Source organism: Nostoc sp. JL23, assembly GCF_017115065.1.
Lineage (GTDB): Bacteria > Cyanobacteriota > Cyanobacteriia > Cyanobacteriales > Nostocaceae > Nostoc > Nostoc punctiforme_A.
In genome coordinates this window covers 58991-75982 of sequence record NZ_JABXKN010000124.1, presented here as the reverse complement: position 1 = coordinate 75982, position 16992 = coordinate 58991, and the positions used below count along the sequence as shown (strand labels likewise).

Sequence of the window (16992 nt, the reverse complement as noted above, 5' to 3'; positions counted from 1 at the left end):
CACCCTAATTTTAATTTTTTGCCTCTGAATGCTCTCAAATACTTATTTTTTCGTAGCTCCTTTTAGTGATCGCCTATTGTACCCAAGTTTCTCAAACCCAGTCCCCGTGAGCATTTGCCATTTGTGGATGAGTCTATTGATTAAGACGATATAAAGGTGCAATAGTTGCTGATCAATAGAAGTTTTTAGGGTTAAAAATAAAGGCGATCGCACACTCTAGTGAAAGTGGCGATCGCATATTAGGGATGATTAAATTCACAACTTGAATGAAGTTAAATCTAGTAGCGCGATCTTGGTACTAAATTCAAGTTAGAATCCAGTGTAAGCCTTAAATCCTGTGCAGGTCTGAGGACAAACGCATTTCCTTCTTTTTTCCGCAACAGCACGCTAGCACCCGCACCCGCAGCCGCACCAATAACAGGTTTTAAATCGTCAATTCTGCGATTACCAGTAATTAATGAACCTAAAAGACCAGCACCCCCACCAATAGCTGCGTCAGTTAAAACCTGATTGGTGTTGGGCTTCTGTGAAACTCTTTGAGTTGTGGTGTATGTCCGAGAAGTTGCATTAATCGACTGACGTTGACCATTAGAAAATTCTAATTCTTGAGCGACAAACTTTACACCTTTTCCTTGATTATCATCATCTCTTGTATCTCTTGAATAACTATCTAAGTCAACAGATTCTAGCCGTCCATGTACTTTAGTACCAGCAGGAATCAAGACGTTTCTATTGCTGTCGATAATGTCGTTGGCTATTCTCAAGGTTAGAGATTTACTTTCTCCAGGAGCAATAGTAATTGTCTCTTTTTCGTAGGTGACAGGAAGAGCAACTCCAGAAGGAATGGTAGCGTTTCCGTATTGCCCAGTTCTGTTTTGATCAATTCTGTATTGAGCATTAGCAGGAGCCAAGCTCAATAGAGGGCTAATGACGCTTGTAGTAACGGCCATTGCCATAAATGCAGCGGTTCCATATTTCCATTGATGTAGACGAGTCATAAGAGGGTTATCCTTTGTGTATGTGATGTATTTAATGACGAGGATTCACTGAGTTTGTTTCTGACTGTTTTGGAACCTGTCTATGGGCGTATACAAGTACTTATTATGATGGGAAGAGTGTGCGATCGCGTGTGCGTAGCACGTCGTAGACATCGCTGTTCAGAATTTGTATCCTACTAATGTGCGTAACTAAAATAGAGGCGAGACATTTATACGACGTAAATGAGTATCATTTTGTTCCAAAATGCTATTTTATTACTCATATCCACATATCTAAGCCATTGAATAGAGGCGAATAGGCTGACTGCGAACTCTTACTTCCATTCTAGATTGACTTGCTAGGAATTGGAAAATATTTTTGTTTTTTTAACGAATGATTTACTATCTGCTATATGGGTATTTAAAATTGCTGCTGACGCTGTTTAATCTCTGCGATCGGTAAGAGCAAAGTATCTTCTATTTGCTGTCGTACTTCACGACTGACATAACAATCGCTATTTAGGCAATCTACCAGTAATTTATTGGCATCATAATACTTCTGAAGCAATTCTTTTTGCTCGTTACTGAATTGCCAATCATGACCGATATTACGATATTTAATCATTACTTCTCTTAATTCTTCACACCAAGTCTTCCCATTAACTAACCACCATTTCTGAGATACTTGCCTGTCTTGTCTGCTTGGTAGTTGCTCTCGAAGTTTTTGCAACAAATTCTTGAGTTCTGGGTCAAGAGAGAGGTCGAGGGAGCGGGATAGGTCAAGGTCGAGAGAGAGAGAGACGTCGAGATCGAGGGAGAGGGATCGGGAGAGGAAGAGAGAGAAAGAAAGGTTGAGAGAGAGAGAAAGGGAGAGGTCGAGGTCGAGATCGAGGGAGCGGGATAGGTCGAGATCGAGAGAGCAGGAGAGGGAAAGAGAGAGAGCGAGGGATCGGAAGAGAGATTGGAACAGGGAGAGGTAAAAGGCCCTAACTGCTGCTGGTTTGCAAGAAACCTTAACGGGAAGAGATTTTTCTTTTACCCACAAAAGAAACTCCTGCAACCTCTGATCGCCAGCCACCATAAAATCAATTTTATCTTTAATCAACAGCAATAACCGATCTGCACTTGAAGACATTTCAACCGCTAGCAAAAAGACTTCCCGCCAGCGTTTCTCAGTAATATGGCTAACAAGATTTTGCAGTGCTTCCTCTGATGACTGTCTTACAACCACAAATTCTCTTGCTGTGAAATACTCATGAAATGTGAGGTGAGAAAATGAGTAAATCCTTTCTGCTCTTGCGACAACTAGCCCATGATGATGCTCAATTGAACGCAAAACTTGCTCGCTGTCAAATTGCAATGCTTGCTCATCAGTATTAGCATCGGGTAAATAGCTGATGTATTCTGTAATGTATTGTTCTGCTATTTTCGCCTTGAAAAAATAGTCACCGCGCTCAAAGGTGGTCAGAGCTATTTTGCTAAGTAAATCTTCTTTGCGTTGGACTGATAGCTTTTTGTAAATCTGATCGCGTTGAATTCCCCGCTTGGCATCCCATTTTTTCAATAACGTATCCAGTCCTTCTTTATATAACTCAGAACGATTTGCAGGGAAATCTCCTGACTCTTCAAATACTAAGCAAAGCAACGTCAACAGCAGAGGACTTGCTGCAAGCTGTTTGATTCGGCTATTCTCTTCGAGACGTTTGATAAAAGTCTCTGGTTTTACAGCTTTATCCTTAAACCACTTATTGGTAAAGTTGGAAATTTGGTCATCGTCAAAATCAGCAACTTCCACCTCTGTGAACTTATCAAAGATGTACTCGCGTGCTGCAATTCGGCAGGTCATGACAAACTGATTGTTTGGGAAACGGTCAGAAAACTCACGAATTTCTTTTAAGATGCGGTTACTATCCTCTTCTCTAACCTCATCCAATCCATCGAGTAAAACTAATGCCTTGCCATAGCTTAGTACATCTTGGATAGAAGAGATAAGATTTCTCGTCTCTTCAGTGATGTGTTGCAATAATCCAGGTTTGTTTGCAGCTTCCGCAAAGTTTTTGAGGGTAACAAAAATCGGTACACGTTCAGCCTGAAACTCACCTCCAATACACTGAATTGCTAAATACTTCAAAAACGTTGTTTTACCTGCTCCTGGTTTACCCAAAATCATCAGCTTGGAATGTTTCTCAACCACTTGCAGTCCTGGCACTCGTTTTTCAGTAATTCTGTTAAGTCCAAAGAGGTCAAAATCCTGGCTGCTAGACTGTTCTAATAATTCATCAATTCTTAACCGCCGCTGTCCAGTGATTTTCTCTAATATATTGACGCTAGTGTAAATGTCATTCAAGCCGATGGGTTGAGGCGTATCCAGCACCCGCATTGTGCCGCAGTCTTGAATGAGGGGTTTTATCTTTTCGCGTACCTCTTGCACGATCGCATCAATATCAATGCTGTTATCTTGACTTACCTCTGGTTCGCTGGTTGGTTCATTAACTACTACTTCTTCCCACTCTAAATCTAGCCTGTCGCAAATCTGGACAAAGAGATTGCGGTCAACTGGCTTACCTGTAAGGAACTTTCCAATCGGTTGGCGAGTTACTTCTAACTCTTTGGCTAATGCCTTTTGAGTTAACGAATAACGAATTAAAGCTCTTTTTGCTTTTTGGATACCTTCTGGAGAAGAGAAAAGCGATCGCCCGGACATAACCTAACCACTACACTTTTGCTGATTCTAACTGCCAAATTGATAACTCATCCCCATCGCATACACAAGTCATTCATATCACAAGCCTGTATTTAAGCTTACAACAACCACTCGCCTGTAAAGCTAGGAATGTAGTAATTCAAACGATTTAGGGTACTTCAATGTTATCCAAGAAATTTCCTTTTAGGGATCAAGTGTTAGCTACTGCTATGCTGATTACGGTGATTGGTTCTCTCACACTTGCAGTTATGGATGAGAAGAGTCGCCCTCAATTTCTAGATTTAACAAAATTCGCTATAGGTACATATATTGAACTGTTGATACCTCGGTCAAGGTCAAATGATAGCGATGTCTAAGACGGGCTACGCCTACGCAACTAGCCAATAACAATCCTAAATAATTCCTAAGAGACAAGATCCCCGACTTATTTGAAAAGTCAGGGATCTGTAACTTTCAATTGTCACAAATCAAAAAAGAATGTTTTCTTCTCAGACAACAGCAAGAAATAACAAAAGCCTCCTGGAGAGTTTCATTTTTCTCCGAAGACAGTAAAACTTTTTCATGCAACAAGAAAAATTCACTCATCATATTGTAAATTTTTGTAAATTTGATGTCTTCAAGACTAGAAACCTGATATCCAGATAGCTAAACTAACAAACAGTGCATCTGTACTGTTAATTATTAAAAGTAGATGTGGCGCTATAGCGTGAATGATCCCAGTACAACTTATCCTCAAAAACTTCCTCAGTTACCGTGATGCAACTTTAGATTTTGGTGGTTTGCATACGGCTTGTATTTGTGGTTCCAATGGTGCGGGTAAATCTTCTCTTTTAGAAGCAATCACTTGGGCAATTTGGGGTGAAAGCCGTGCCACTGTTGAAGATGATGTCATCTATTCTGGTGCGAAAGAAGTTCGGGTTGATTTTACTTTCCAAAGTAATCAGCAAAAATATCGGGTGATTCGTACCCGAATTCGGGGAGGTACTAGCGTCCTCGAATTTCAAATAGAAATACCATCTGGGTTTCGCTCACTCACTGGCAAAGGAGTAAGAGCAACCCAAGATTTGATTTTAGAACACATCAAGCTCGATTACGATACATTTATTAATTCTGCCTACTTACGTCAAGGTCGTGCAGATGAATTCATGCTCAAGCGTCCCACAGAACGCAAAGAAATTTTAGCGGAGTTGTTGAAACTCAATCAGTATGATGATTTAGAAGAACGGGCTAAAGAATCTTCTCGCCAATTTAAAGCAAGGGCAGTAGAGTTAGAGCGTTCTTTGGAGTCGATAAAAATTCAGCTGCAACAACGCGAAATCACCCAAGCGCAAAGAGTAGAGTTAGAAGCCGAACTCAACCAACTGCAACAGTTGCAAGCTTTTGATAATATTCAATTGCAAAGTTTGCAAGTTGTCCAGCACCAGCGCCAAAATTGGGAACAACAACTTAATTTTATAAAGCAGCAATACCAAAATCTTACCCAAGATTGCGATCGCCTCCAACAAGAACAATCAGCTATTGGCTCTCAGCTATCAGATTTAGAAAAAATATTACACCAAGAAGCTGAGATTAAAGCTGGATACGCCCAATATCAAAGTCTACAATCTCAAGAAGAAGCCTTTGCTGTCAAATTTGAAGAATACACCCGCGCCCAACAGAATCGCCAACAAAAGCAACAACAACTTACCAAACAAATTCACGAAATCGAACGGCAACTGCAACAAGCCCAAGCGCAGCTAGAAGCTTTACAGCAACAAGAGCGAGACATTCAACAAACTCTGACTAAATCAGGTGAAGTTGAAGCCGCTTTGTCACAACTAACCGCAGCCCGTCACCATGTTGCTCGTTTAGATCAACTGCAAATGCAAGTGACTCCCTTGTTGCAACAAAGAGCAACTTTACAAAGCCAACTCGATCGCACTCATGCTGGTTTAGTAGCGCGACTCGAACAACTCCAAAGTACTGAGAACCAATTGCAACGCCAGCATGGCCGCCAACCACAACTAAAACAAGCGGTAATGGATGTAGCAATCCAGATTGAGGAACTGGAGAAAAAGCGGGTTTATCTGCAACGAGTTCAAGAAAAAGGGCAAGAAAGGCGGCATTTTATTGAACGTCTGCAAGCTCATCAACGGGATTATGAAAAACTGCTGGGAGAATTAGAGCAGAAATTGCAAATGCTTCAAAATCCTGAAGCACTTTGTCCATTATGTGAGCGTCCTTTAGACGAACATCACTGGAGTCGGGTGGTGGAAAAAACCCAAAGTGAGTTAGAGGATACTCAAGGGCAGTTTTGGGTAGTGCGGGAACAAATGGCTGTGTCTGACCGAGAAATTCAGGTGCTTAGGCAGGAATATCGCGAAATTTCCCAACAATTGGCAGGCTACGATGGTTTACGCGAACAACGGGGACAGTTGGCAGCCCAGTTAGAAGCTACAACTGATGTGCAACAACAGTTACAACAAATTGCTGCTGAAAAACAGCATTTAGAGCGATCGCTCCAAGCTGGTGATTACGCTCCCGATAAACAAGCCGAACTCCGACAACTAGACCAATATCTGCAACAAGTTAATTATAATGAACAAGACCACGCCCTGGCGCGGAGCGAAGTTGAGCGGTGGCGATGGGCAGAAATTAAACAAGGGCAGATTAAAGATGCTACTAAGCGACAAGCGCAACTATTAGCCCGAAAACCAGAATTACAATCCCAAATTGCCCAATTACAAGCCAGAATCCAGCAAGATCAGATTGATTCTGAATGTGCTAAACAAATCGCGGCTCTTGAGCGTCACATTGTCGAAATTGGCTACAGTTCTGAGCAACACAACAATTTGCGTATAGCTGCAAAGAAAGCTCAATCTTGGCATTTGCGGTATCAACAACTGCTATCAGCCCAGCAGCAATATCCGCAACTCCAGACGAGATTGCAAGAGTTAGGGGAATCCAAAAGCGCCAGATTAACCGAGCGGCAAAAACTCGGCGGACAAATTGAAAGCATTATTCAGCAACTACAAGCAACAGCTAACCCATCTGCCCAAATTCAAGCTTTAGAGCAGCAGTTAGCAATCCGCAGACGGCAACTTGATGAGCAAATTACAAAGTTGGGGCGTTTAGAACAACTGGCGCATCAACTGGAAACGCTACAAATTCAGTATGACCAACAGCAACAGCAATTACAAGCTTGCAAGCAGGAATATCGGGTTTATCAGGAATTAGCGCAGGCTTTTGGTAAAAATGGTATCCAAGCACTGATGATTGAGAATGTGTTACCGCAACTGGAAGCTGAGACAAATCAACTACTTTCGCGATTGAGTGGGAATCAGTTTCATGTACAATTTATTACTCAAAAAGCTGGGCGCAGTGCTAAATCAACCAAGAAAAACGCCAAGCTGATAGACACCTTAGATATTTTAATCGCTGATTCTAGAGGAACACGAGCTTATGAAACTTACTCTGGCGGAGAAGCCTTTAGAATTAACTTTGCCATTCGTTTAGCTTTGGCGAAATTATTAGCGCAACGGGCGGGGGCGGCGTTGCAATTGTTGATTGTGGATGAAGGTTTTGGTACACAGGATGCTGAAGGATGCGATCGCTTGATTGCGGCGATTAATGCGATCTCCTCCGATTTTGCCTGCATCCTCACCGTTACCCACATGCCCCACCTCAAAGAAGCCTTCCAAGCCAGGATTGAGGTTAATAAAACTCAAGAAGGTTCACAGTTGAGTTTGTCAATTTAACAAAACAGAATTAAGGAGTCAGGATTACCACCAACTAAAAAATCTTTTAACAATGTTATCGGCAATGTAATTGACTACTTTACCAACACTAGTTTTATCGGTTTCTTGACCTAAAGTTTTTCCAATCTCTTTTCCTAATTCTCCTAGTATAGTACCTCCAATTTGTTCTCCGAGTGCCTCAAAAAAACCCCGTTTTGCTTCATTCTTAGCCTCCTCTGAACGATTTTCCTCTTTCAGAGCATTCACAAAAGTTACCTTTTTATCCTTTGGAAGTGCATAGGTAATTGTTTCCACAAGCGTTATTAAGTTATAGTTTTCATTAGCACATACAGGAATAACGGCTGTACTATCAATACCGAACTTTTCAGCAACGCTCTTACTTTTAGCATCAATGTTTTTTTGCTGCTGATGCCCAGGAACATGATTGGCTATGTCCCATTCTCTAAAGGGTTCAACTTTATCAACCTGATTCAGCACAATGATAAAAGGCTTACCTTGTTCCAAGTGAGGCTTAACAATGTTGTGATAAAATTCCTCATCAGAGCTAAAAGCTTTATCGTCTGCTTTGAGAACCCATAGAACTAAATCAAATTCTGGTAAATGTTTAGAGTACAAGTCTTTGTATTCTCGATCCCTTTCTCGACTTTCACCGATACCAGGCAAATCAACTAGTTTGATATTCCCTGAACCCACTCTTACAGAGATTTCTTGAAGCTCTCGTGTACAACTCTCAATATCACTGACAGGTGCAACATCTTTTCCAAAAAGGGCGTTACAGAGGCTTGACTTTCCTACACCTGTCTTGCCGAGAATGCCAACTTTTGGCTCATAACTGAGCGTTTGAGAAAGCCAATGTCTAAGTTGTTCTACCTTTTCTTGTGGTAGTTGGCTAAACTGACTTAAGCGTTCTAATATATCTGCCTGTATATTCATAATTCAGTACACTATTCTAAAGAAGCGTTAGATATAGTGTTCCCAAAATCTATCTCATTTTAAGTACCTCTAGCATGATATAGACAGCTTCTTGTTCTGAATTCTGAATTCTGTATTCTTCTTCAATTGTATTTTACCCGTGCATCAAGACCTAATGAGCGGAGCTTTTTCGTTAGCGTTTCTGCTTGGGCGCGATCGCTAAATGCTCCAGCATTCACATAATCCCCTAGATTGGATTGCTCTGTGACAGCGTTGGGTATATATTGTTGCACTTTACTCAGAGTATCATTACTAGAAATTGGAATTATTACTCTGTAAGGATTATTAGCAACTAATGTATTGCCATTGGTAACAGGTACTACATAGTCATTGGCAGGAGGTAAGGCATAGCGATTAGTGTCAGCTAATACATAATCATTATTTTGAGTATAATTGCCCCCAGTTGAAGCATTTAACCCCAATGCTTCCCAAGTTTCCCAATCTACATTTCCAGTAGAATTAATTCGAGAATGTTGCTGGAATGCAATCACAGATTGTCTGGTGTAATCGTTGAAAACTCCATCAGGATTAGTATTAGAGAAACCCAACTGCGCCAAACGCTCTTGAACTAATGTGACATTTTCTCCGCGATCGCCTACAGTTAGATAATTTCTACCTGGTTGTTGAATACCACCTGTAGAGACTCTACGCACTGAGTCCAAAACTTGGCCATTAGCAATGCCATCAACAGGTAGTCCATTACTTCGCTGGAACGCCATTACAGCTTCTCTAGTCATTGGGCCAACATTCCCAGTGGCATCAGCATTGAAATAACCTAGCTGCCGCAAACGCACTTGTAGTTCTCTCACTTGTTGAGTGGAAAGACCCGATCTTCCTGGAGTCGGAGAGGAACCCATTAGTGCGTTCCAAGTTTGGCGATTCACAATTCCGTTAGCAGTTATGCGATAACTTCGCTGGAATGCAATTACAGCATCTTTAGTAATTCGTCCAAAATTCCCAGTGGGATTAGTATTAAAGTAGCCTAACTGCCGTAGACGTTGTTGTAATCTTGTGACGGCTGCACCAGTTTTGCCTTGAGAAAGAGTAGGATATTGACCAACTGGCGCTCGCGATGCGCCACCGATATTTCTATTAGAACTTCTACTTTGACACGCTCTTTGCAAGGCTCGTTGAGTACTAATACCCACAACTCCATCAGCCGATATTCTATTAGCTTGCTGGAATTTGATCACAGCATTTTGAGTCAAGCTAGCAAACTGACCTGTCACCGGGCCGTTAAAATAGCCTAACTTTTTTAAACATCTCTGGCTACTGCTAACTTCAGACCCATTACTTCCTATTTTCTGAAGCGCTAAAGCTTCCCCAGCAATACTCATAAGCCCCGTAATCAGAGCCACAGACAAAAAACGCATTGCAGCACCAGTCGATAACTTTTTCCAATTTAAAAATTTAAAATTAACTACGATAGGAACAACCTTGATGCTTTCGGATGCCTCGTAGACTGAGGCAAGCTTGATTAAATGGCTAGCTACCCCTGTTTTCACTTGCTTTTTTCAAGTTAACGACTATAAAAAAGTATACTACTTACTATGTGTAATAATTACTTTTCGTATGATTCTTTACAAGTAAGTGTCCTGGGGAGTGGGGAGACAAGGGGCTAAACAAAACTCAGCACTGGCTCAACGCCCCGCTACTACTAACAGCACTCTTTTGCCCAATGCCCCATCCCCCATACCCTATACCTATTGTTCATCAACTTTTTCAGTATTACCTGCTTTCACCCAACCTTCTTGTTCGCTACCTTCCAAACGTATCTTTTGCCAAGCTTTATCCTCACTTTCTGACAAAATAATAATTTTTTGATTAAAACCAACTCCACCAATTTTTTCAGCTTCTTGATTTGGTTGCGATCGCAAACTCAAGCCTTCGGCCCAATTAACACGCCCTCGGTAAGCTCCTGCTGGTAATGGTTTGGATGATGGGGTAGCCTTTGGTGCTTCTGTGGGAGTAGAGGTTGAGCTTGGAGACGATTGAGTAGATGTCCCAGGTGTAAGAGCGGGCTTACCTCCTCCAGGCTCAGTTTTTTTAGGAGCTTGGGCTTTCACCGAAGGACTATCATTGGAATAAATGGGTTTGGCAGGGGCTATGCCAGTACGATTCATAAAATAGAGTGCAATTGCAGCACCGCCACCTATTAGCACAGCGATCGCTAAGAAAAACCCCAGTATAAACTTTGTTAAGCCAGAAAACATAATTAAAACCTGATTATCAAGAGTCAAGGATGAAGGTGAGCCAGTCGTGCGTATTTTCCCCATTGAGGAGAGTGCTGTTTAACTGGCTCTCAAGGGTTATACCATTTTGGATTTTAGATTTTAGATTTTGGATTGTGAAACATCCATTGGATAAGTGTTTCAGTTTTCCATCTGTCGCAATCATTTTTCAAATTGGTATTACGAGTAGAGAAGTAAGTAACCCATCAGTATAAGAATCAATAGTCCATAATAATTCATCATTAACTATTGACTTTTGACTAACTGATTATTGTAGCTATGCTGAATAGACATCTGGTGAAATTAAATATGCGTTATCTAAAACCTTTGTAGCGACGTAGGAGTGCTACGCCTCTACATTTTTTTGGGGTTCACGTAGTGCGCCGGAGGCGTTCGCTCAAAGGACTGTGTTTAGATGCTAAACGCGCTCTCCCAGCAGCAGCCCATTCTTGGAGTTGCTGAATTTGCTCTACGGCAGTTCGTGCTAAGGGGATGATCTGACTAGCTGCTTCTAAAATGTCGTCGGTAGCAAAGTCGCGGTTTTGGCTAAATCCAATATGCATCGCTTCAATTAAAGTTTGCTCAATCTCTGCCCCAGAAAAATCGGGGGTCTCATAAGCTAGCCTATCGATGTCATAACTTTTCAAGTTATGGGGGCGCAGTCGGGATAAATGAACATCATAAATTGCTTTTCTCTCTTCTTGGGTGGGCAAACCGACAAAGAAGATTTCATCAAATCGCCCCTTGCGGAGCATTTCCGGCGGTAAGGCTTGAATGTCGTTGGCGGTGGCTACGACAAACACGGGTGAGCTTTTTTCGGCTAGCCAGTTAATAAAAGTACCAAACACACGGCTAGCTGTTCCGGCATCACCTTTACTACCAAGTCCGGCAAAGGCTTTATCTATTTCATCAATCCACAAAATACAGGGAGCGAGAGCTTCGGCTACTTGGATCATTTGCCGAGTTCGAGATTCTGATTCACCCACCAAACCACCAAATAACCTTCCCACATCCAGACGTAGCAGGGGTAAATGCCAGTGATGAGCGATCGCTTTTGCCGTTAACGATTTCCCAGTTCCCTGAATACCCACCAACATTAAACCACGAGGGTGCGGTAATCCGTACTGTCGCGCCTTATCAGTAAATGAGCCTCCCCGACGAATCAACCAGTCTTTCAAGTTATCCAGTCCGCCAATATCAGAAATTTGCTCAGTGGCGGGATAGAAGTCCAGGATTTGGGTTTGGCGGATAGTTTGGCGCTTTTCTTCCAAAACGAGATCCACATCTTCTGGTTGTAATTCTCCGTGGGTTGCGATCGCTTTTGCCAAAACCCGGCGAATTCGTTCCATCGAAAGCCCTTGACAAGAGCGCACCAAGTCATCTAAAACTTTGCCAGAAAGGGAGTTACCAGTGCTTTGTAGTAAGCGTTCCACCTCAGTTTTAATTTCTGGCGCGGCGGGTAAGGGAAACTCGACAACTGTCAGCACTTCCGTTAAGTCGTCAGGGATGGCGATGCGTGGCGACAGTAGGACAATATTTTTTGGTTGCGATTTGAGAAGTCTGGACAAGTTGCGGAGTTTGCGGGCGATCGCTACATCATCTAAAAAGCGATGATAATCTCGTAAAATCAATACCGCAGGTGCGGAAGCTGGTAATTTTTCGATGAATTCCAAAGCTTGCAACGGGTTACGTCGCCCAAACCCAACATCATTGGGGTTTCCCTGATAGCCATCGACAAAATCCCATGTATACACTGGGCGATTACCCTGGTTGGTTGCTTCTTCCCGGATAGCTGCTTCCACCCGCTCCTCCTCGTATGTAGGAATATAAATCAAAGGGTAGCGGGCGCGTAGGAGCAGTTTAAACTCTTCACGGAAGTTCATATTTAGCTATGGTTATTTGTTCTTCTCTCATTGTTCAGGTTTGTATCGCCTCTAACAACTAAAAAACCAACATCTACCAGTTCATAGCGGTTGCCAGTGCGATCGCTCTATGTGAGATATTTTTTAAAGGCGATCGCTCTTTTACAGCAAAAATCATGTATTTGAACCACATCTGTGGTAGGGGCGCAAGTCCTTGCACCCCTACCACGTGGTCTATTTACCTGAAAATAGCTGTAAACTAGAAACCCGACTTCTTCAAGAAATCGGGTTCTATATAAATCTCATAAATTAACTGAGTAAAGTACTAGCTACGTTACTATCCCGGAAGTTGTTTTTTCAGTGCTTCCAGAGAAGCCCAACGGTTATCAACTGGAGTTTCAGGACTATCAGAACTCTCAACAGTAATTGCAGGAATACCTGGACAATTGCGATTGCACAGTTGCCGTTGTGGTACTGCCAAGCACATCTGCTCATACAGCCATTCGTTTGGATAAAAATGGCCATCGGGCGGTAAACTTTCCAGCAAATCTTCCATAACCACTTCCCTTTCTAAGGGCAAGTCATTTGCCTGATTTGCCGTTTCGTCTAACCAGATGATTTCTTTGGTATCAAGCCCTAAACGTCGATTGTATTGCTGCAAGCAGCGGTTGCACGTACAAGTAATAATTGTTTCTGCCTGACTAGATACTTGTAAGTAATTACCATGATGCTGCACGCGCACGTAGCCGCGAACTGGTGTCAAAGTTTCCAGACCAGGCAGAAATTCATTAACCTGAACTTCCTCTGTCCGCTCCGGGGCTTGAGTTAGCTGCGGAATATAAATTGCGTCCATAGGATTTGTGAGACATCCTCACTAAAATTTATCTTGATTACCAGTAACTATACTGATATTGAATTTTTATTTTATCCCTTAAAAACAAGAGAAATTTTGAAATTATATTATGGTTATGAGTTTTCAATTAACTCCAAACTCATAACTCCTAACTCCTAACTCCTAACTCCTTCCAACGAAGCTGGACAGACAACCAGATGACGATGTGGCTCTTTACCGCGACTGAAGGTTTCTAAATCTCCAAATTCCTTTAAGAAGGTATGAACTTGACGCCGTTCAGCAGAACTAAGAGATTTGATTTCCACTTCTCTACCAGAAAAGCGCACTTCATCGGCTGCTGCTTCTGCTAATGCGCGAATTTCAGCTTCTCTTTTGACCCGGTAGCCATTTAACTCAATGGTGTAAGAGGCTTGTTCTTCTGTGGGTTGGCTAAGGTTTAGAACCGAATTTGCTAGATACTGAATCGCGTCTAACACAGAACCATCAGCACCGATTAATAGCTGGATTTGTTCTGATGTCAAATTGGTTTGGTCAATAGTCAACCAGTAGTTATCTGGTTCTGGAGAATCGCCGTCTTGAGATTGGGCAGTTTCTAAATGACCCTGAATCTCAGCAGGTATTCCAGTGAGTTCCAGCAGGGTTTTTAACCACTGCTGACCTCGCTGCATCGGAATGTCGCTCATGATCCCCCTGTTGCCTTTTTCTTAGGACTTTTTGGTTCAAACGGTAATGCTTTTTGTTCTGTGACTGCTGCTTCTTTCTCCTGGGTTTCTACGATTTTTTGCAGTTCTTCTGGTAGAGGTTCGCGGGAGAGAAGATAAGTTTGGGCGGTTTGGAAAATATTACCAATCACCATGTACATCAGCACCCCAGCTGGTAGGGGGAAAAACAAGAACATCCCAGAAAAGATGACAGGGGTGATTTTGTTAACTGTATCCTGCTGCGGATTGCCACCGCTGGAATTTTGCCCGGAAAGCATTTGGCTAACATAAAGGCTGATCCCAAAGAAGACGATCATGGCAACGATATCCCAGTGGATTGTGCCATCTGGATCTTGTGCGCCAACCCTGCCTAAAGCATCAATAAATAGAAAGCCTTTTTCTGCTGCTAATCCAGGAATTGTTCCTTGAATGGTGACATCTCCCGGTTGCAAGGCTTCTACATTTCCCTCGGCATCAATTTTTATCCTATCTTCACCCTTGGTAATTTTCCAATCAGGAATCAGCTTATTTTCTGGGTGTTCTGCTAAGAGTACCTGAAATGGTTTACCTTCAACAGTCTGATACTGTATTTTGGTTTGTTCTCCCACCGCTAATTTACTTCCGCTAGGAAGAATGGCAGCTACTTTAACGTGTTCTCCATCTGCAACATAAATATTTTGGGGAGCAGTGGCAAAGGCTTGTGGTTGAATTTGTTCGATTTGTTCTGCGGGAAGAATTTGCAGGTTAACGCTGTAGTTCGCACTTGCAAAAGGTGAACCCCGCAAAGTGGCAAACAGCGCTAGCAAAACTGGCATTTGCACTAGTAATGGAAAACAGCCTGCCAAAGGGTTGCCAAATTCTTTTTGGACATTAACCATTTCCTCCTGCTGCTTTTGCGGATCATCCTTATAGCGCTCTTTGATTTCTGCCATCCGCTTCTGCATCAGAGGTTGTACAATTCGCATTTTCCGCATGTTGCGAATTGAGCCAGCACTCAGGGGATAGAGCGCGAAGCGGACTATCAAGGTCAAAGCAACGATCGCTAATCCGTAGCTAGGCACTATACCATAGAAGAAATCTATGATTGGCAGCATCACGTTGTTCGAGAGAAAGCCGATACCAAAATCCATTATTCTGAATTCAACCTGAGGTACTGTAAACTGAATCTAATTTATCTAAATCATGATTTGCCGGCGACTATCTTTCGCTACGGATAGCCGCACATTTAAATTGGGCATTGGGGATGGGGCATTGGGCATTGGTTCTTCTCCCTTTACTCCCTACTCCCTACGATTATCACTTGTTGGCAGTGGCGCTATATTCGGGATTTTTCGCAGCAATTCTTTCGTTTATGTAGTCATAGACTTCCCGAAAATTGGGAATTGCACGCAATTCCAGACGACTGCCGTTTTTTAGGGTGATCGCCATATCTCCCCAAAAGCCGATGCCACGGGGAACTTTGACGATTTTGACAATTTCTGAGTAAATTACGTCAGTGCGATCGCGTCCCTGCCAACCTCCGATCACAGTAATTCGGCGATCGGTGATGCGGAAACGCAGCCACAATGCCCTGACAATTGCCCCAACTGTTAATGGTATCCCGACAATGGTTAGCCCAATTAGCAGGTTGACAATTAAATCCCCAACATGGGGCCCACCTTCATAATAAACATCTTCACGAATTCCCATCGAACACCTCAGCTTGTGCCAACAACTGCTCTAATTCTTGCAGAAATTGTGGGCTTACGCACTTAGATTCTGCTGCTGTAGGTTTGACAATGAATACTAGCCGCCATCCTGGTGATAATTTTGGTAGCAAGTTATGTAAAGCAGCAGTAATTTGCCGTTTGATTCGGTTGCGAACCGCTGCCCTTTTACTGACTTTTGTGCTAATCGAAATGCCGATACGCGTGCTGGCGAAAAGTTTTGAGTCAGTTACTTGTGTAGTCTGGGTGGCAGTGTCCAAAGAAGGTTTCGTTGAACATAAGGGCTTTAAGGCTCTCAATGTTAAATAAGAGCCGTGACGCCGAATTCCTTCTCGGAAAACTGCCTGGAAATCCTTTCGGGATTTTAGCCGATTTGCTTTGGGCAAAGCCACTGATGCTCTTTATCGCTTGATCTGTCCTAAACGCTCAGACGGTGACGTCCCTTTCTTCTTCTAGCGCTAATCACGTTTCTGCCGTCTGGTGTCCGCATCCTGGCGCGAAAACCAGAGGTTCTTTTTCTCTTACGGCTAGTGCCGCCCAGTGTTCTTTTCATACTGTTCTCCTCTTAGGTGATTTTTATAAAAACTCACAATCTCTAATTGTATCACTTTGTTAGGGAATTGGGAATCGCCGATTGGTTGTATCCCCACTCCCTACTCCCGATTCTTAATTAATGCTCAAAATCCATGTTCCCATGTAGCGCAGTAGTGGCACATCGCCAGGGGAGAGTACTTGACAGTTAAAATAGTAAACTCCGCCGAAGGATGGGTTTTTCACGTTAGATAACACTACCTCGACTGCGCTACCTGCTGGTACTGGCTCTTGAGGAAAAATATTAATCAGTTTACCTTCTTTGTCCCACTTCACCTCAGAAAGCGGAACTGCTTTGCCTTTGACTCGGACTTCAATTTTTTTCTGGTCAAAAGTTCCTTTGTAATAATCAGGGTAGTTAATGGCAAATTGACCAACTGCCAATTTCATTCTTTTGGCTGGAATCCTTAATATGTATCGATCCCAACCATTAGCTTGTCCACCAAAATCTAACCTAAAGGGCAGCTGGTTTTCGGCTTTGACGCCGCTAAACAGCGTAAATCCGGGTAAACTTTGCGCCCAAGTCAAGGCTGGTAATCCAGTAACCAAAAAGCTAGTCACGGCTAAAGCAGAAAGTAAACGTCGCATAATTAGGCTTCCTCTAAACAAAATATAAATCTGTTATCTAAAAATAACTGTGTGTTAGTATTCTTTACTA

16 protein-coding genes are annotated in these 16992 nt (G+C 42.6%); 2 read left to right on the top strand and 14 right to left on the bottom strand.

Features of this window, described 5'->3' with window-relative positions:
• Positions 1-278: 278 nt before the first annotated feature.
• On the bottom strand, positions 279-998 hold the full coding sequence (locus HWQ42_RS25160; RefSeq protein WP_292816961.1) for a conjugal transfer protein TrbI: 720 nt from the start codon (positions 996-998) through the stop codon (positions 279-281).
• A 400-nt stretch (positions 999-1398) separates the two neighbouring features.
• Positions 1399-3681 (bottom strand): NACHT domain-containing NTPase, encoded by a 2283-nt coding sequence (locus HWQ42_RS25155; protein ID WP_292816960.1) that lies wholly within the window; start codon positions 3679-3681, stop codon positions 1399-1401.
• 194 nt (positions 3682-3875) lie between these two features.
• On the opposite strand from HWQ42_RS25155, the gene HWQ42_RS25150 reads away from it, so the two are divergent.
• Both HWQ42_RS25150 and sbcC read left to right on the top strand, forming a co-directional pair.
• Entirely contained in the window at positions 3876-4037 is a 162-nt protein-coding gene (locus tag HWQ42_RS25150) for a hypothetical protein (protein ID WP_292816959.1), read from the top strand.
• Positions 4038-4391: 354 nt separating this feature from the next.
• On the top strand, positions 4392-7418 hold the full coding sequence (gene sbcC / locus HWQ42_RS25145) for an SMC family ATPase (RefSeq protein WP_292816958.1): 3027 nt from the start codon (positions 4392-4394) through the stop codon (positions 7416-7418).
• A gap of 24 nt (positions 7419-7442) precedes the next feature.
• Here the strand turns inward: sbcC and HWQ42_RS25140 are convergent, their stop codons facing one another.
• The 12 genes from HWQ42_RS25140 to HWQ42_RS25085 all read right to left on the bottom strand — a co-directional run bounded on the left by HWQ42_RS25140 (position 7443) and on the right by HWQ42_RS25085 (position 16922).
• A complete protein-coding gene (locus HWQ42_RS25140; RefSeq protein ID WP_292816957.1) occupies positions 7443-8351 on the bottom strand; it encodes a GTPase in 909 nt (302 codons plus the stop codon).
• Between the two features lie 122 nt (positions 8352-8473).
• A complete protein-coding gene (locus HWQ42_RS25135) occupies positions 8474-9895 on the bottom strand; it encodes a peptidoglycan-binding protein (RefSeq protein WP_292816956.1) in 1422 nt (473 codons plus the stop codon).
• A gap of 198 nt (positions 9896-10093) precedes the next feature.
• A complete protein-coding gene (locus HWQ42_RS25130) occupies positions 10094-10603 on the bottom strand; it encodes an SH3 domain-containing protein (RefSeq protein WP_292816965.1) in 510 nt (169 codons plus the stop codon).
• Positions 10604-10992: 389 nt separating this feature from the next.
• Positions 10993-12504, bottom strand: a complete 1512-nt coding sequence (locus HWQ42_RS25125) for an AAA family ATPase (protein WP_292730521.1) — start codon at positions 12502-12504, stop codon at positions 10993-10995.
• A 73-nt stretch (positions 12505-12577) separates the two neighbouring features.
• Positions 12578-12712, bottom strand: coding sequence for a hypothetical protein (locus HWQ42_RS25120; RefSeq protein ID WP_292816955.1), 135 nt, complete (start codon positions 12710-12712; stop codon positions 12578-12580).
• Positions 12713-12820: 108 nt separating this feature from the next.
• A complete protein-coding gene (locus HWQ42_RS25115; protein WP_292816954.1) occupies positions 12821-13336 on the bottom strand; it encodes a YceD family protein in 516 nt (171 codons plus the stop codon).
• A 155-nt stretch (positions 13337-13491) separates the two neighbouring features.
• On the bottom strand, positions 13492-14019 hold the full coding sequence (locus HWQ42_RS25110; RefSeq protein WP_292730527.1) for a R3H domain-containing nucleic acid-binding protein: 528 nt from the start codon (positions 14017-14019) through the stop codon (positions 13492-13494).
• Positions 14016-15167, bottom strand: a complete 1152-nt coding sequence (gene yidC, locus HWQ42_RS25105) for a membrane protein insertase YidC (protein WP_292816953.1) — start codon at positions 15165-15167, stop codon at positions 14016-14018. The genes HWQ42_RS25110 and yidC overlap by 4 nt, the downstream gene beginning before the upstream one ends.
• A gap of 166 nt (positions 15168-15333) precedes the next feature.
• The gene (locus tag HWQ42_RS25100; RefSeq protein WP_292730531.1) at positions 15334-15726 is read right to left on the bottom strand and encodes a PH domain-containing protein; all 393 of its coding nucleotides are present in this window, start codon (positions 15724-15726) and stop codon (positions 15334-15336) included.
• Positions 15713-16135, bottom strand: coding sequence for a ribonuclease P protein component (gene rnpA / locus HWQ42_RS25095; RefSeq protein WP_292816952.1), 423 nt, complete (start codon positions 16133-16135; stop codon positions 15713-15715). The genes HWQ42_RS25100 and rnpA overlap by 14 nt, the downstream gene beginning before the upstream one ends.
• Before the next feature lie 26 nt (positions 16136-16161).
• The gene (gene rpmH, locus HWQ42_RS25090; protein ID WP_094327629.1) at positions 16162-16296 is read right to left on the bottom strand and encodes a 50S ribosomal protein L34; all 135 of its coding nucleotides are present in this window, start codon (positions 16294-16296) and stop codon (positions 16162-16164) included.
• A 113-nt stretch (positions 16297-16409) separates the two neighbouring features.
• Positions 16410-16922, bottom strand: coding sequence for a DUF2808 domain-containing protein (locus HWQ42_RS25085; protein ID WP_099102483.1), 513 nt, complete (start codon positions 16920-16922; stop codon positions 16410-16412).
• Between the last annotated feature and the right edge of the window lie 70 nt (positions 16923-16992).

What these genes read in the sequence shown, in the direction of transcription:
- HWQ42_RS25160 (WP_292816961.1), bottom strand. Translation starts at nt 998, where the DNA reads ATGACTCGTCTACATCAATGGAAATATGGAACCGCTGCATTTATGGCA.
- HWQ42_RS25155 (WP_292816960.1), bottom strand. Translation starts at nt 3,681, where the DNA reads ATGTCCGGGCGATCGCTTTTCTCTTCTCCAGAAGGTATCCAAAAAGCA.
- sbcC (WP_292816958.1), top strand. Translation starts at nt 4,392, where the DNA reads ATGATCCCAGTACAACTTATCCTCAAAAACTTCCTCAGTTACCGTGAT.
- HWQ42_RS25140 (WP_292816957.1), bottom strand. Translation starts at nt 8,351, where the DNA reads ATGAATATACAGGCAGATATATTAGAACGCTTAAGTCAGTTTAGCCAA.
- HWQ42_RS25130 (WP_292816965.1), bottom strand. Translation starts at nt 10,603, where the DNA reads ATGTTTTCTGGCTTAACAAAGTTTATACTGGGGTTTTTCTTAGCGATC.
- HWQ42_RS25125 (WP_292730521.1), bottom strand. Translation starts at nt 12,504, where the DNA reads ATGAACTTCCGTGAAGAGTTTAAACTGCTCCTACGCGCCCGCTACCCT.
- HWQ42_RS25115 (WP_292816954.1), bottom strand. Translation starts at nt 13,336, where the DNA reads ATGGACGCAATTTATATTCCGCAGCTAACTCAAGCCCCGGAGCGGACA.
- HWQ42_RS25110 (WP_292730527.1), bottom strand. Translation starts at nt 14,019, where the DNA reads ATGAGCGACATTCCGATGCAGCGAGGTCAGCAGTGGTTAAAAACCCTG.
- yidC (WP_292816953.1), bottom strand. Translation starts at nt 15,167, where the DNA reads ATGGATTTTGGTATCGGCTTTCTCTCGAACAACGTGATGCTGCCAATC.
- HWQ42_RS25100 (WP_292730531.1), bottom strand. Translation starts at nt 15,726, where the DNA reads ATGGGAATTCGTGAAGATGTTTATTATGAAGGTGGGCCCCATGTTGGG.
- rpmH (WP_094327629.1), bottom strand. Translation starts at nt 16,296, where the DNA reads ATGAAAAGAACACTGGGCGGCACTAGCCGTAAGAGAAAAAGAACCTCT.
- HWQ42_RS25085 (WP_099102483.1), bottom strand. Translation starts at nt 16,922, where the DNA reads ATGCGACGTTTACTTTCTGCTTTAGCCGTGACTAGCTTTTTGGTTACT.